The organism is Streptomyces sp. NPDC048650, from assembly GCF_043199095.1.
In the GTDB taxonomy this organism is placed as follows: Bacteria; Actinomycetota; Actinomycetes; order Streptomycetales; family Streptomycetaceae; genus Streptomyces.
Genome location: NZ_JBICVM010000007.1, coordinates 424,190 through 438,920, shown reverse-complemented (window position 1 = coordinate 438,920; position 14,731 = coordinate 424,190). Strand labels below are relative to the sequence as shown.

Here is a 14,731-nt window from a genome sequence, read left to right as displayed (position 1 = left end):
CGACCTATCGCCGCGACCTCCGGCCGGACCACTCCCTTACCTGGCTCGGCCCCCTCGGCGCGCAAGAAATCCACCCCGTTCGTCCGTACCACCGCACCCACGAGCGGGCAGTCGCCTGCGCGCAGATCTGCCCGGCCACCGCCGCCCCGCCCCCGCAACCACCCTTGCATCACTCCGAATCAGTGCCGGCCCCGCTCGCGTCCTTGAGACCGCCTCATGAGAAGGCAGCGGCAAAACGTTCACGGCTTTAAGAGGCTGCCGGATGAATCGTAGGCAGTGCTCGTCCAAGGCACGCGTCTTACAAAGGGGAGAGAACCACCCCCTACCTCAAGGGGTGCCGAAGTGGGTGAGGTGCGATCTGCGCCATGGCCACAAGAACGTTCACGAGGCGTGCATTCCGGACTGAGGTGGGAAGTGGTGGCGCCGAAAGAACGCGCCGCCACCATGGTTTTACGGCATGTTTCAGCGGACCCCTTTCATGGACTCCGCCCCCTCCAGCGGAACGAACCTGGCAGAGGGGCGGGCACAACCCCCGCTCAGAGGACGGACGTTGCGCCTCGTGACGGGAGCGGGTAGCCCGACGGCACAGGGAAAGACTCTGTGCCGGAACCTCAAGAGGAGAAGCGTGAACGCAGCACTTCAGAACGATGGTGGCGACAAGCTCCCTGGTGAGCCGTACCCCGGCCCGCATCAGCCCCCGTCCCCCGACGGTGGACCGGGTCAGCCGAACCCGCCCAAGGCTGCCTGAGTGACCACCGACGCACACAAGGAGCGCCCCAGCCTGGACAGGCTGGGGCGTGCCCTCATGTCTTCCGGGGCCCTCTCCTCCGACTGGGCCCCCACGTACGCGGCCGTTCCCCGCTCCAGCGTCCTGCCCGACCTCATGTGGCCATTCGACATGGAGGCCGGCCGGAGCGTGGCCGTGTCCAAAGCGGACGACCCCGACAAGTGGCAGGAGTACGCGGACTCCGACGTACCGATCGTCACTCAGTGGGACGACGGGAAGCACGCCGGCACCGACCCCGGCCACGTTCCCACCAGTTCCGCATCCATGCCGAGTGTCGTGTTCCCGATGCTTCAGGCCCTGGACCTCCGCCCCGGACATCGTGCGCTGGAGATCGGCACCGCAACACTGTGGAATGCCTTGCTCATGGCGCACCGCACCGGGCGGGGCAATGTCACCACCATGGAAGTGGACAAGACTCTCGCAGACGCGGCACGCGCGACAGCGGAGCGATTCGGCAACTGCGTCCGCGTTGTCCACGGCGACGGTTTCCAGGGCTACCCCGAGGGGGCGCCGTTCCACCGCGTCATCGCCACATGTGGCCTCCGCTCCATCCCTTTCGCATGGGTGGAGCAGTGCGAGCCGGGCGGGATCATCGTGGCCCCGTGGGGGACGCATTACAGCAACGCTGACGCCGTCGCCCGCCTGGTCGTCGCGCCAGACGGGGAAAGCGCATCCGGACAGTTCGCCGGGCCCGTCGAATTCATGAGGCTGCGGGCACAACGAGTGCCGCCCGTGATCCATAAGGACTACGTGCCGGGCAGTGTCGCCGATGGTGACGAAACGTCCACGACGATCACGGAAGCTGAGTTCGTTGGGGGACAGTTCACTCCCCAACGGTTCGCCCTCGGTCTCCGCGTACCCAACTGCCTGCATGTCATTGCCGAGAAACGCGATGGCGGGCGACCCGTCTGGTTGTACGGCATGACCGATCGCTCATGGGGGTGCGTCTGGTTTCGCGATGGCGAAGCGGCCCGCGTCTGGCAGTCCGGCCCCCGCCGGCTGTGGGATGAAGCGGAAGCCGCCTATCGATGGTGGGAAGAGAAATCCAGGCCAGGACACGAGCGGTTCGGGCTCACCGTGACAGCGGAAGGGCAATCCGCGTGGCTGGACGACCCGACTGACTCCTGGACCGTCTGACAGCGCCCCGTCCATCTGCCACTTCCACGGCAGATGGACGGGGATTCGCGTGCACTTACGCCGGCGTATCGGTGTGATCTGGGGGGAGCGGGTCAGCGATGAACATTCCTCGCCCGTGAACGGTCTGGATGAGTTCGCACTCTCGAAGTACAGCCATCGCGCGGCGCATCGTGACGTAGGAAACGCCGTGCTCGGCGGCTAGATCCCGTTCGGCCGACAGACGACACCCGGCTTGAGGTCACCCGCAGCGATTCGCACTGTCACGTGATCAGCCACGGCGACATACAGCACCTGGGACGGCTGCGGGGCGAACTCCGGTACGCGCATCCCCCCAAGCCAGAGCACCCCATAAGACTCGAAAGCTCTGTCGAGCTATGCATAGCTCTGTGGAGTCCGGACACGAAAGACCGGTGCCACCTGCATGGTCGCAGCAGGCGGCGAGCGACTCCCCTGGGTGGTTGACCAAGAACGCTGAGCAACCAGGAAGAGGCTGCGCCATGGCAACGAAGAAGGAACAACTGGCGGCGATCATCACCACGGCCATCAGCTCCATGACACAGGGCAGGATGACCACCGGCGCGGCGCTCGAAAAGGCGCGCAAGGAATCCCCGGACGCCGACAGCGTCACCGCCGGCGAGGTCGACGAGGCCTTGAGGCAGTGGAACAAGGGACAGGATGTCGGAACCGCCTTCGGGTCGATGGACGTCCCGCACCTCAAGTAGCTGCTCCCGACGGCGGGCCTTCTCGGGGCAATCGCCCCTTCCTCATCAAGTGTCTTGAGGCTGCATGGGACTTAGGCCCTGAGGCGGCATCGCTCGACGACCACAACCTGATCGAATGGCGAGGCGGCGATCACGACGTCTGGATGCAACCGAAGCAGCAGCGCCCCCGGCGGAATCTCCCACCGGGGGCGCCTCGCGTTCCCTAGGTCAGATGGCGAGTGCTTTACACACGTTGTGTGACGTCACGGTGCGCATCCGGGCACGGCCCCTTCCCCCCCATGCGTCCTCGCGCCGCGCACCCGTTCACCCGTACGATTTCTGGAATGGAGACACGCCCCGTCGAGATCCGCCCGGTCCGCTACGACCACCCGGACGCCGTCGCCCTCGACGACCTGGTCCAGCAGGAGTACGCCCGCCGCTACGGCGGCGACGGCGACGTGACACCGCTCGACCCGGCGATGTTCGCTCCGCCGCGGGGCAGGTATCTGATCGCCTACGACGGCGCCCGCCCGCTGGCCACCGGCGGCTGGCGGCACCAGGAGGACGCGGACGAGGGCTATGCGGTCGGTGACGCCGAGATCAAGCGGATGTTCGTGGTCCCGCAGGCGCGCGGCCTGGGCCTGGCCCGGCGAATCCTCGCGGCCCTGGAAGCGGACGCGCGGGCCGCGGGCCGCGCGCGCATGGTGCTGGAAACCGGCATCAAGCAGCCCGAGGCGCTGGCGCTGTACGCCTCCAGCGGCTACGCGCCGGTGACGAAGTTCGGGCTGTACCGGACGTACGAGGACAGCCGGTGCATGGCGAAGTCCCTGGTGGCGGGCGGCTGAGCGGCCGCCACCACCCCACCCCTCCGGGTTTGCGACGGCGGGCGCGGCCATCCGGCCGCGCCCGCCGTCTGCCGCCTGCCGCCTGCCGCCTGCCGTCTCTGCCGCCTGCTCGCCGTCCGCCGTCCCGGCTGACGTTTGACACTCTCACGCACCGCTCCCCATACTCATTCCACTAATCCACTAACTCACTAGTGAAAGGGGGGACCCGGTGAGTGAGCCGAACCCGAGCCCATGGGCCATCGAGTCGGTGGGGCTGGGGAAGAAATTCCTCCGCGGCTGGGCCCTGCAGGACTGCTCCTTCCGCCTCCCGGCCGGCCGCATCTGCGCGCTGGTCGGCCCGAACGGCGCCGGCAAGAGCACCTTCCTGGGGGCCGCGACGCGGCTGGTGCAGCCGACCGCCGGCAGCCTGAAGCTCTTCGGGGTGCCCGTCGACGACCCCGCCGTCCTGGAACGGATCGCCTTCCTGGCCCAGGCCAAGCCCCTCTACCCGCGCTTCACGGTGGCCGAGACCCTGCGCATGGGCCGCGAGCTGAACCCGCACTGGGACCAGGCGCTGGCCGAGCGGATCGTCCGCTCCGGCAACCTTCCCTTCCATGGCCGGATCGGCACCCTCTCGGGCGGCCAGCGCACCCGCGTCGCCTTCGCGCTCGCCTTCGGCAAGCGGCCCGATCTGCTGCTGCTCGACGAGCCGATGTCCGACCTCGACCCGCTCGCCCGGCACGAGCTGTCCGGCCTGCTGATGGCCGAGGCCGCCGAGCACGGCACGACCGTCCTGATGTCGTCCCACATGCTCACCGAGATCGAGGACATGTGTGACTACCTCGTCGTCCTGACCAAGGGCAGGCTGCGGATGGCGGGCCCGACCGACGAACTGGTACCGGCGCATCTGCTGGTGACCGGGATGGCCGCGGGCGAGGGCGGCCGGGACGGCGTCCCCGAGGAACTGGCCCGGGAGCACACCGTCATCGAATCCCGGGTCTCGGGGCGGCAGTTCACCGCTCTGATCCGGCCGAGGGGTCCGGTCTCCGACAGCTGGGAGACCGTCGTCCCCAGCATGGAGGAGGTCCTGCTGGGCTACCTCCGCTCCCCCGACGCACCCATCTTGATCGCGAACGAGGCCCGTATCGACGGCCCGCAGGAGGTTGCGGCATGAGCACCACCACGACGCCCCCCGCCTCCCCGGCGAACGGCCTGACGGAATCCGGCGCACCGCGCCGGCGCCTGCTGCGCGGACTGCCCTGGCTCGTCTACCGGCGGCACCGCAACCTGCTGATCGCCGGACTGCTGATCACCGTCGGCGGCTGCGCGCTCTTCGCCTACGAGCGGATCGGCCTGATGGACTTCCTGCACGCCCACGGCACGAGCCGCAGCGGCGACACGGAGACGAAGTTCCAGACCGAATTCGCCCCGATGTTCGAGCGCTACCGCAACCTCCTGGACTACCTGCCGACCGCCGTCGCCGTCTTCCTCGGCGCCCCCCTGATCGCCGGCGAGCAGGAACACGGCACCATCAAACTCGCCACGACCCAGTCGGTCGGCCGCACCCGCTGGCTCGCCGCCGCCCTCGGCCTGCCGCTGGCCGCGGCCGCGGTGTCCGCCGCGCTGCTGGCCCTCGCCTTCCACTGGCTGTGGTATCCGGCCCACGAGCTGGCGCTGGACGGTGACTGGCTCACCTACGCCGTCGAGGTCACCGGCCCCGGCCTGGCAGCCATGACCCTTTTCCTGACCGCCTGCGGCATCGGCCTGGGCATGCTGATCAAGCGCGTCGTCCCCGCGATGGCGGCCACCCTGTTCGTCTCCTTCGGCGTCGACATCATCTGGTCGGAGAAGGTGCGCGTCCACCTCGGCGCCTTCCGCAGCATGATCTACCCCGAGCACTCCGCCAACCCCCCTTCCCTGCCTGCCGGCGCCGTGGAGATCGACCAGTGGGTGTCCACCGCGGACGGCAAGCTCTACGGCTTCGGCACCTGCAGCGACCGGGCCTGCGAAGCCAAGCTGGGAATCGTCGACCGTGTGTCGCAGTACTTCGACTTCGACCAGATGGCCGGGATGCAGTGGCGCGGCGCGGGGATCCTGCTGGCGCTGACCGTCATCGTGCTCGCACTGATCGTGTGGCGGGTCCGCCGGCGGCCGCTCTGAAAGGCACTTCGGGCGCCCGGCCGGCGGACCTGCACCGGCGTGCCGGGGCCGGCGCTTTGACACCCGGCACGGGCCGCCCGATCATCAAGCGGTGCCGGCCCGGCCCGCGGCCGGGTGGCCCGGGCCCGGCGGAAGCAGAAAGGTGGTGAGCGCCGTGGAGTTCCGGATCGACCGCCGGAGCGGCATCGCCACCTACCTCCAGATCGTCCAGCAGGTCCAGCAGGCCCTGCGGCTGGGCGTCCTGGTGGAGGGCGACCGCCTGCCGACGGCCGCGCAGGTGGCCGCGACGACCAAGGTCAATCCGAACACGACGCTCAAGGCGTACCGCGAGCTGGAACGCGAGGGCCTGGTCGAGCCCCGCCCCGGCCTCGGCACGTTCGTCAGCCGCACCCTCGCCCGCCCCACGTCCGCGGCGGACTCCCAGCTGCGCGCGGAACTGTGCGCCTGGATGGACCGGGCACGGGCGGCAGGGCTGGACCGGGAGGACGTCCGCGCCGTGCTGAACTCCGTACTGGAGGAGCGGTATTCGTCGGGGTGAGGCCCCGGCCCTCGGCCTCCCGCGCCGGACCCACACCGCGCCCCTTCGTCCCGCCCCTTCGTCCCGCCCCTTCGTCCCGCCCCCCCTTGACCCTCACCCGACGTCGGGCTCCACCCTGAACGACGGCACGGCCACGGTGCACCGGCACCGGGGGCAACGGGACGAAGGGCGTGCGATGAGCTACTCGGTCGGGCAGGTCTCCGGCTTCGCGGGGGTCACGGTGCGCACCCTGCACCACTACGACAAGGTCGGCCTGCTCTCCCCCAGCGTCCGTAGCCGGGCCGGCTACCGGCGCTACGGCGACGCCGACCTCGTCCGCCTCCAGCAGATCCTCTTCTACCGGGAACTCGGCTTCCCCCTGGACGAGATCGCCACCGTCCTGGCGGACCCCCAGGCCGACGCCCTGGACCACCTCCGGTCCCGGCACCGCCTCCTGACCGGCCGGATCGCCAAGCTCCAGCGCCTCGTCGAGGTGGCCGAGCAGGCCATCGAGGTCCAGCAGACGGGCGTCGCGCTGACGCCCGAGGAGCGGTTCGAGGTCTTCGGCGAGGTCGCCTTCGACCTGAGCTACGCCACCGACGCCCACCTCAAGTGGCAGCACAGCGAGGGGCATCGGCGTTCCATGGCGCGGGCCGCCGCGCACTCCAAGGAGGACTGGGCGCACATCATGGCCGAGTCCGCCGCCTGGCGCGGGCGTCTGACCGCCGCCTTCGACGCCGGCGCTCCGGCGGACGGCGAGCGCGCCATGGACCTCGCCGAGGAACACCGACAGCACCTCACCCGCTGGTTCACCCCGTGCCCCACCGCCATGCACGGCCGGATAGCCGACGACTTCGCCGCCGACCCCCGCGCCTTCGCCCTGCTCGTCCCGCCGACCGAACAGCGCCCCGGCCTGGCCGGGTATCTGCGCACGGCCGTCCACGCCAACGCGGTACACCGGCCGGACACCCCCGAGGAAGCCTGACCGGCGGCCCCGGCCCGCGTATCGCGTGCGGCGTACCGCGCCGCCTCCGGCACCCGGCCGCCCGGCCGGCCCATCGTCCGCCCACCAGCACCTGAGGGTTCGCCTCCCATGAAGATCCTGATCACCGCCGCCGGCTCCTACGGCGACGTCGCCCCGTACACCGGCGTCGGCGCCCGCCTCCGGGAGGCCGGTCACGAGGTCGCACTCGCCACCCATGACACCCACGCCCCGCTGGTACGGGCCGCCGGCCTCGAGCTCCGCCCCCTCCCCGCCGACCCGCGCACCACCCGCCCCGCCGCCGGGGAGACGGCCGAAGGGCACCCGTCCGCCTCCCCGGCGGGCAACCGGGCGCTGCTGCGCCGGGCCGCCGCCTTCGTCCGGCAGCTGGGCGGCGGCATCGCCGACGCGGCCCACCCGGACACCGAACTCCTCCTGCTCTCCACCACCACGGCCCCGCTCGGCCGGCACCTCGCCGAGGCGCTGGACATCCCCTGCCTGGACCTGCCCCTCGTACCCCAGGCCCCCACCGGCGACTTCGCCCCCGTGGTCAGCGGCGGCCGCTCCCTGGGCCGCTGGGGCAACCGTGCCGCCGGACACCTCTCCCGCCGCGTCGTCGACCGCCTCTACGCCGACGCGACCCGCGACCTCCGCGCCCGTCTCGGCCTGCCGCCCGCCGCACCCCGTACCGTCCGCCGTCGCGCCGAAGCGGCCGGCCGACCGGTCCTGCACGGCTTCAGCGAGGTCCTGGTGCCCCGCCCCGCGGACTGGGGCGCGGGCCTGGAGGTCGTCGGCAACTGGTGGCCCTGGCACTCCCCCGACGCCCAACTCCCGCCCGCCGTCGAGGATTTCCTCGCCGCCGGTCCACCGCCCGTCGTCATCGGTCTCGGCAGCATGGCGTCCGGAGACGGCGCACGGCTGAGCTCCCTCGCCGTACGGGCCCTGAACCGCGCCGGGGTCCGCGGCATCCTCCAGTCCGGCTGGGCGAACCTGACCGCCGAGGCCGCCGGCACCCCCGACGTCCTCACCGTGGGCGACGTCCCGCACGCCCTCCTCTATCCCCGCACGGCCGCCGTGGTCCACCACTGCGGCGCGGGCACCGCCGCAGCGGGCCTGCGCGCCGGCGTCCCCACCGTCCCCGTCCCGGTGACCGCCGACCAGCCCTTCTGGGCCGCCCGCCTCGCCGCCCTCGGCGCCGCCACCGCCCCGCTCCCGTTCCCGCGGCTCACCGCCGACGACGCCGTCACCCGCCTCGCCGCGGCCATCACCCGGGCCACCACGGACCCCGCCCTCACCGCACGCGCCACCCACGCCGCCCACCGTCTGGCCGCCGAGGACGGCGCCGGCGCCGTCCTCGATGCGGTGGCCCGGCTGGCCGACCGGACCCCCTGACGCGTCTCCGCACACCCCTTCCCCAGCCGATCCGGCAACGCCCGCACACCGACGGACACTTCGACCCCGCCGGCCACGGCCACCGGCCCCCGGGAACGCCAAAATCCCGCCCGATCAACCAGATCGGACGGGATTTCGACAAACGCTGTGGACCTGAGGGGATTCGAACCCCTGACCCCCTCGTTGCGAACGAGGTGCGCTACCAGCTGCGCCACAGGCCCTTGCGACGAGTGAAACTCTAGCATCTCGGTCGCGGTGCTCGGAAATCGCTTCCGATGCTGGTCAGCGGAGCGGCGTCACTCGTTCGCGGCACGGGGACGGTCCTCGTCCTCGTACTGGTCGAAGAGCGGGGTGCGGCCGCGGGGGCGACGCTCGGCCTGCGGGGGTTCCTGCGGATGGTCGGGGGCGGCGCTGGAGCGGGCGGAGCTCCAGGCGCCCTCGGCGTCGAGGTCGATGTGGCTGGTGGCACGGGGGGCGACCGGGGCCGTGACGTAGGTGGGAAGGGGGACCGGGACCGGCTCCCAGGTGCCTGCGGCGGGGCGGGGGCGTTCGCGTTCGCGCTGCTGGTCGACCCACTCGGCGTGGTCGGTCTCCTCGACGAGAGCGCGCCGGCCGGCGGTGTGCGCGGGGGTCGCCGGGCGGGGCGGTTCCGCGACGGGCTCGGCCGGGGCGTCAGCGCGGGCATCGGCCCGCTGGTCGTCGAGTGGCGGCTGGTCGGCCGCCGACTGGGGGCGGCGCCTGCCCTCCCGCAGCCGCTGCGCGGCCGCCTCCGCGCTGCGCTGGTCCATGGTGAAGGTGAAGCGGCGCCGCTCCTGCACACGGAGGTAGACGATGTACGCGGTGAGGAGCGCGGCGGGGGCGGCGGGGGCCCAGAGGAAGGCGAGGCCGCCGACAGCCGCGGCGATGGCGCCGACGGTGAAGGCGAGGAAGAGGACGGTGATGGTGCGCCGGCGGCGGGCGAGAACCTTGGCCCGCTTGGTGCGTTCGGCGAGGGACGGGCGCGGCGGGGCCGGCTGCACACGGGTGGGGTGCGCCGCGGGCGCCTGCGCGGGGTCGTCGAAGGACCCGGCGTCCGCCTCGTCGGCCGGGGCGTCCGGGTGCTGCTCGTCGCCGGCATCGTCGGCGGGGCGCTCGTCCTGCCCCTTGTCGTAACGGCGTTGCATGGCCGCACGTCCGGACAGGAGCCGGATGGCAGTGCTGAAGCGTTCGGTCGGACGGGCTTCGTTGAGCTCGTCCTGCCTACGGAGCCACATCGGCACCAAATAGGCGGCCCAGGCCCCGACGATGACTGCGTAGATGAGGCCGCTGCTTCTCACAACTCACACGGTAGAGGGGTTTGCGCGGGGCCATCCGCCAATTGGGCCGGTGTGTCGCACGATCTGGCTGATATCTCGAACTTTTTTTGTGATTGTAGGGAGGCCATGGCGGCGAATCCGGCCAGGCCGGACACGTATTCGAACATTCATTTTATTTGTGGGGTGTGCCCGGTGCACTGGGCCGGTGCTGCCGCCAGCGGTTGAGCAGACCTTCCGGCACTTCTTCCGCGGTCAGGGCGAATACCGCGTGGTCACGCCAGCCGCCGTCGATGTGCAGATAGCGCGGCCGAATGCCCTCCTCGCGGAAGCCGAGCTTTTCCACCACGCGGCGACTGGGGATGTTTTCCGGCCGAATACAGACCTCGATGCGGTGCAGCCCCACGGAGCGGAAGCAGTGGTCGACGGCGAGCGCCACGGCAGTGGGCATGACGCCGCGGCCGGCGACTTCCTGATCGACCCAATAGCCGATATGACCCGAGCACATCGAGCCCCAGGTGATGCCGGCGACCGTCAGTTGCCCGGCGAGCCGTCCGCGGTATTCGATGACGAACGGCAGCATCCGGCCGGCATGCGCCTCGGCACGCAGATGACGGACCATCTGACGGTACGTGGGGCGGTGCGGCGAGGCGATGCCCGGCGGGGGCGGCGGGATGGTGGCTTCCCAGGGACGCAGCCAGTCGCGGTTGCGGCGGTTGACCTCCCGCCAGGGCCGCTGGTCGCGCAGCCTTATCGGGCGGAGGGCGACGTCGCCGTCCGTCAGGACCACCGGCCAGGACGCGTTCAGCTCGGGCTCCCGGTAGGTCTGGGGTGGTCGCCGCCGCGGATCTGGTCGACGGCGTGCGGCAGGAGGTCGGCGAGTACGGCGAGGCCGTCGCGGACGCCGCCCGTCGAGCCGGGGAGGTTGATGATCAGGGTCTGCCCGGCGATGCCCGCCAGGCCGCGGGAGAGAGCCGCGGTGGGGACCTTGTCGCGGCCGGCCGCGCGGATGGCCTCGGGGATGCCGGGCACGTCGTAGTCCAGGACCCGGCGGGTGGCCTCGGGGGTGCGGTCGGTGGGCGAGATGCCCGTACCGCCGGTGGTCAGGACGAGGTCGTAGCCGGCCGCCACGGCGGCGCGCAGGGCGGCCTCCACCGGGTCGCCGTCGGGGACGACCTGCGGGCCGTCGACCGCGAAGCCCATGCCGGTCAGGCCCTCGGCGAGCAGCGGGCCGCCCTTGTCGGGGTAGACGCCGGCCGCGGCGCGGTTGGAGGCCGTGACGACCAGGGCGCGGGCGGGGCTCACGACCGGCTCCAGTCGCCGGACTTGCCGCCGGTCTTCTCCTCGACGCGGATGTCGGAGATGACCGCGGCCTTGTCGACGGCCTTGACCATGTCGACCACGGTGAGGGCGGCGACGGAGACGGCGGTGAGCGCCTCCATTTCGACGCCGGTGCGGTCGGTGGTCTTGACGGTGGCGGCAATTTCGACCGCTTCGTCGGTGACCGTCAGATCCAGCTTCACGCCGGAGACGGCGAGGGGGTGGCAGAGCGGAATCAGCTCAGGGGTGCGCTTGGCGCCCATGATGCCGGCGATCCGGGCGGTGGCCAGGGCGTCGCCCTTCGGCATGCCCTCACCCCGCAGCAACGCGATGACCTGCGGTGACACCAGGACACGGCCGCGGGCGCCGGCGGTGCGGGCGGTGACGTCCTTCTCCGATACGTCGACCATCCGGGCCGCGCCCGCCGCATCGATATGGGTGAGGTGTTGCTGGCCGCTGCTCATCGTTCTCCTGGTCCGGACCGTGCCGTGCCGCGCCTGTGGGACGACACCGTACCCGCAGGCGGGCAGGGGGTGCCCGCAGAGCCCCGGAGGTGTTCCGCGGCGGGGACGCCTCCGGGCTCGCGCGGTGTGCCGCGGACCGAGGGACAGCCCTCAGGCGAGCGGGACGACGTCCACCTCGTCGCCGGCGGCCACCTCGGTCGTGTCCTCGGGGACGACGATCAGGGCGTTGGCGTGCGCGAGGGCCTTGATCAGGTGGGAGCCGGAGCCGCCCACCGGAGCGACCCGGCCGGTGTCCGGGTCGTAGGAGCCGCGCAGGAACTGCCGCTTGCCCTCGGGGGACGAGGCGATCGGCTCGGTGCACTCGGCGCGGGCCGTGGGGCGGTGGACGTCGGGCAGGCCCATCAGCGTGCGGATGGCGGGGCGGACGAAGATCTCGAAGGAGACGTAGGAGCTGACCGGATTGCCGGGGAGCGCCATCAGGGGGGTGCGGTCGGGGCCGACCAGGCCGAAGCCCTGGGGCTTGCCGGGCTGCATGGCGATCTTGCGGAACTCGACCATGCCCTCCTCGGCGGAGAGGTCGGTCAGCGTCTCCTTGACCACGTCGTACGCGCCGACGCTGACGCCGCCGCTGGTGACCAGGATGTCGGCGCGGATGAGCTGGTCCTCCAGGGTGGCGCGGAGGGTCTCGGCGTCGTCGGCGACGGCGCCCACGCGGTAGGCGATCGCCCCGGCGGCGCGGGCGGCGGCGGTGAGCTGGAAACTGTTGGAGTCGTGGATCTGGCCGGGGCCCAACGCCTCCCCCGGCTGGACCAGTTCGCTGCCGGTCGACATCACCACGACCCGGGGGCGGGGCCGTACCCGGACCGTGCCGCGGCCGATCGCGGCGAGCAGGCCGATCTGGGGCGGGCCGAGGACCGTGCCCGCGCGCAGCGCCGGCTCGCCCGCGGAGACGTCGCTGCCCTGTGCGCGGATGTGGGCGCGCGCCGTCACGGGGCGGTGGACGCGGACCTCGCCGGTGGCGTCCTCGGGGGCGGCGCTGTGGGCGCGCATGCCGGCGGCCGGGCCCTGGCCGGTGCCACCGTCGGTCCATTCGACGGGCACCACGGCCTCGGCACCGGGCGGCACCGGGGCCCCGGTCATGATGCGGGCCGCCTCACCGGGGCCCACCGCGGGCGGCTCGCCGCTGCCCGCCGCGACATCGCCGATGACGGTGAGAGTGGCGGGGAACTCCTCGGTGGCGCCCGCGACATCGGCGACGCGGACGGCATAGCCGTCCATCGAGCTGTTGTCGAAGGGCGGCAGGGCCACGGGAACCGTGATGTCCTCGACCAGGACGCAGCCCTGGGCATCGAGGAGTTGCAGCTCGATCGGCTCCAGCGGAGGGATCTTCGACAGGACGTCGTCGAGGTGCTCGGCCACCGACCAGACGCGGTCCTGGTGGCGGGTCTGGTCGGTGGTGCCGTTCAACGTCTTACATCTCCTCGGTGACATAACTGCGGAGCCAGGCCCTGAAGTCCGGGCCCAGGTCCTCACGTTCGCATGCCAGTCTGACAATGGCACGCAGGTAGTCGCCACGGTCACCGGTGTCATACCGCCGGCCCTTGAAGACGACACCGTGTACGGGTCCGCCGAGGGCGGGATCGGCGGCCAGCGCCTGGAGGGCGTCGGTCAGCTGGATCTCGCCGCCGCGGCCCGGCTCGGTCTTGCGCAGCACCTCGAAGACGGCCGGGTCGAGGACGTAGCGGCCGATGATCGCGAGGTTGCTGGGGGCCTCGGCGGGGTCGGGCTTCTCCACCAGGTCCGACACCACGACCACGTCGTCCTCGCCGGTGGGGGCGGCGGCCGCGCAGCCGTAGAGGTGGATCTGCGACGGGTCGACCTCCATGAGGGCGATGACGGAGCCGCCGTGCTGCTCCTGTATCTCGACCATGCGCTGGAGCAGCGGGTCGCGGGGGTCGATGAGGTCGTCGCCGAGGAGGACCGCGAAGGGCTGGTCGCCGACGTGGGGCGCGGCGCACAGCACGGCGTGGCCCAGGCCCCTGGGGTCGCCCTGCCGTACGTAGTGCATGGTCGCGAGGTCGCTGGACTCCTGGACCTTGGCGAGGCGGGATTCGTCGCCCTTGCGGTGCAGGGCCTCTTCGAGTTCGTAGTTGCGGTCGAAGTGGTCCTCGAGGGGGCGCTTGTTGCGGCCGGTCACCATCAGGACGTCGGAGAGTCCGGCGGCGGCCGCCTCCTCCACCACGTACTGGATGGCGGGCTTGTCGACTACCGGGAGCATCTCCTTGGGCGTGGCCTTGGTGGCAGGGAGAAACCGGGTGCCGAGGCCGGCTGCCGGGATGACAGCCTTGCTGATCCGCGTGTGCGATGGGGTCATGCGCGACACCATAACCGGCCCTATCGGAACGATGATGAGGGTCTGGTGAATAGAGCATGAGAGCGGGAGCAAGGGCACACAAGTGAACTCTGGTCACGATAGGAAGCGCAGGTTGCGGCGCGATCTCCTGGAGGTGAGGAGATCATTGCCGCGGGATGTCGTCGCGGCGACGGGCGCCGCGCTGGCCCGGCGGACGTGGGAGCTGGACGAGTTCCGGGCGGCGCGGCGACGGGAGGGCCCCGCGGGAGTCGCGACGGCGCCCGCCGCGGGAGGTCCGCTGACCGTCGCCGCGTACGTCTCCATCGGGCAGGAGCCCGCGACCCGGCCGCTGCTGGACGAGCTCCGGGAGGCCGGGGTGCGGGTGCTGCTGCCCGTACTGCTGCCGGACAACGATCTCGACTGGGCCCCGTACGAGGGCGCCGAGCGGCTCGTGCCGGCCGGCTGGGGGCTGCTGGAGCCGGGCGGTGAGCGGCTCGGCCCGGAGGCCGTCACCCAGGCCGATGTGGTGCTGCTGCCGGGCCTGGCGGTGGACGGGCGGGGGCTGCGGCTGGGGCGGGGTGGCGGGTCCTACGACCGGGTGCTGGCGCGGCTGGAGCGGGCCGGGTCCGGGGCGTCTCTGGTGGTGCTGCTCTACGACACGGAGGTGCGTGGGACGGTGCCGGTCGAGGCGCACGATCGGCCGGTGCATGCGGCGGTGACACCGACGGCGGTGCACCGCTTCCACCGGCCGTCCTGAGGCCGCAACGCCGTCCTGAGGCCGCAACGCCGTCCTGAGGCCGCA

The 14,731-nt window shown here is 71.8% G+C and carries 16 protein-coding genes and 1 tRNA gene; 9 read left to right on the top strand and 8 right to left on the bottom strand.

Going from position 1 to position 14,731, the window contains the following annotated elements; translation table 11 throughout:
• The first annotated feature begins 748 nt into the window (after window positions 1–748).
• Window positions 749–1,924: a protein-L-isoaspartate(D-aspartate) O-methyltransferase gene (locus tag ACGFML_RS22525; RefSeq protein ID WP_393546260.1), complete on the top strand. Its 1,176-nt coding sequence runs from the start codon at window positions 749–751 to the stop codon at window positions 1,922–1,924.
• A gap of 55 nt (window positions 1,925–1,979) precedes the next feature.
• On the opposite strand, the gene ACGFML_RS22520 is transcribed toward ACGFML_RS22525, so the two are convergent.
• Entirely contained in the window at window positions 1,980–2,144 is a 165-nt protein-coding gene (locus ACGFML_RS22520; protein WP_393546417.1) for a GntR family transcriptional regulator, read from the bottom strand.
• Window positions 2,145–2,421: 277 nt separating this feature from the next.
• On the opposite strand from ACGFML_RS22520, the gene ACGFML_RS22515 reads away from it, so the two are divergent.
• The 7 genes from ACGFML_RS22515 (at window position 2,422) to ACGFML_RS22485 (ending at window position 8,500) form a co-directional block, all read left to right on the top strand.
• Window positions 2,422–2,646 (top strand): hypothetical protein, encoded by a 225-nt coding sequence (locus ACGFML_RS22515; RefSeq protein ID WP_393546259.1) that lies wholly within the window; start codon window positions 2,422–2,424, stop codon window positions 2,644–2,646.
• A gap of 323 nt (window positions 2,647–2,969) precedes the next feature.
• Entirely contained in the window at window positions 2,970–3,470 is a 501-nt protein-coding gene (locus ACGFML_RS22510; protein WP_393546257.1) for a GNAT family N-acetyltransferase, read from the top strand.
• 208 nt (window positions 3,471–3,678) lie between these two features.
• The gene (locus tag ACGFML_RS22505; RefSeq protein WP_393546255.1) at window positions 3,679–4,623 is read left to right on the top strand and encodes an ABC transporter ATP-binding protein; all 945 of its coding nucleotides are present in this window, start codon (window positions 3,679–3,681) and stop codon (window positions 4,621–4,623) included.
• A complete protein-coding gene (locus ACGFML_RS22500) occupies window positions 4,620–5,609 on the top strand; it encodes an ABC transporter permease (RefSeq protein ID WP_393546254.1) in 990 nt (329 codons plus the stop codon). The genes ACGFML_RS22505 and ACGFML_RS22500 overlap by 4 nt, the downstream gene beginning before the upstream one ends.
• A 142-nt stretch (window positions 5,610–5,751) precedes the next feature.
• Complete coding sequence (locus ACGFML_RS22495; protein ID WP_393546252.1) at window positions 5,752–6,147, top strand: GntR family transcriptional regulator; 396 nt, start codon at window positions 5,752–5,754, stop codon at window positions 6,145–6,147.
• A 175-nt stretch (window positions 6,148–6,322) separates the two neighbouring features.
• On the top strand, window positions 6,323–7,111 hold the full coding sequence (locus ACGFML_RS22490) for a MerR family transcriptional regulator (protein WP_393546250.1): 789 nt from the start codon (window positions 6,323–6,325) through the stop codon (window positions 7,109–7,111).
• A 108-nt stretch (window positions 7,112–7,219) separates the two neighbouring features.
• Window positions 7,220–8,500, top strand: coding sequence for a glycosyltransferase (locus tag ACGFML_RS22485; RefSeq protein ID WP_393546248.1), 1,281 nt, complete (start codon window positions 7,220–7,222; stop codon window positions 8,498–8,500).
• Between the two features lie 148 nt (window positions 8,501–8,648).
• Here the strand turns inward: ACGFML_RS22485 and ACGFML_RS22480 are convergent.
• The 7 genes from ACGFML_RS22480 to galU form a co-directional block, all read right to left on the bottom strand.
• Window positions 8,649–8,721, bottom strand: a tRNA-Ala gene (locus ACGFML_RS22480).
• A gap of 75 nt (window positions 8,722–8,796) precedes the next feature.
• Complete coding sequence (locus ACGFML_RS22475) at window positions 8,797–9,816, bottom strand: hypothetical protein (protein ID WP_393546246.1); 1,020 nt, start codon at window positions 9,814–9,816, stop codon at window positions 8,797–8,799.
• A 151-nt stretch (window positions 9,817–9,967) separates the two neighbouring features.
• Window positions 9,968–10,582 (bottom strand): GNAT family N-acetyltransferase, encoded by a 615-nt coding sequence (locus ACGFML_RS22470; RefSeq protein ID WP_393546244.1) that lies wholly within the window; start codon window positions 10,580–10,582, stop codon window positions 9,968–9,970.
• A gap of 14 nt (window positions 10,583–10,596) precedes the next feature.
• Window positions 10,597–11,097, bottom strand: coding sequence for a molybdenum cofactor biosynthesis protein B (locus tag ACGFML_RS22465; RefSeq protein ID WP_393546243.1), 501 nt, complete (start codon window positions 11,095–11,097; stop codon window positions 10,597–10,599).
• Window positions 11,094–11,576 (bottom strand): cyclic pyranopterin monophosphate synthase MoaC, encoded by a 483-nt coding sequence (gene moaC, locus ACGFML_RS22460; protein WP_393546241.1) that lies wholly within the window; start codon window positions 11,574–11,576, stop codon window positions 11,094–11,096. Before moaC ends, ACGFML_RS22465 begins: the two co-directional genes overlap by 4 nt.
• 150 nt (window positions 11,577–11,726) lie before the next feature.
• Window positions 11,727–13,043, bottom strand: a complete 1,317-nt coding sequence (gene glp / locus ACGFML_RS22455) for a gephyrin-like molybdotransferase Glp (RefSeq protein WP_393546239.1) — start codon at window positions 13,041–13,043, stop codon at window positions 11,727–11,729.
• Window positions 13,044–13,047: 4 nt separating this feature from the next.
• Window positions 13,048–13,950, bottom strand: a complete 903-nt coding sequence (gene galU / locus ACGFML_RS22450) for a UTP--glucose-1-phosphate uridylyltransferase GalU (RefSeq protein WP_393546237.1) — start codon at window positions 13,948–13,950, stop codon at window positions 13,048–13,050.
• 112 nt (window positions 13,951–14,062) lie between these two features.
• Between galU and ACGFML_RS22445 the strand changes: the two genes are divergently transcribed.
• Window positions 14,063–14,686, top strand: coding sequence for a 5-formyltetrahydrofolate cyclo-ligase (locus tag ACGFML_RS22445; protein WP_393546235.1), 624 nt, complete (start codon window positions 14,063–14,065; stop codon window positions 14,684–14,686).
• The last annotated feature ends 45 nt before the right edge of the window (window positions 14,687–14,731 follow it).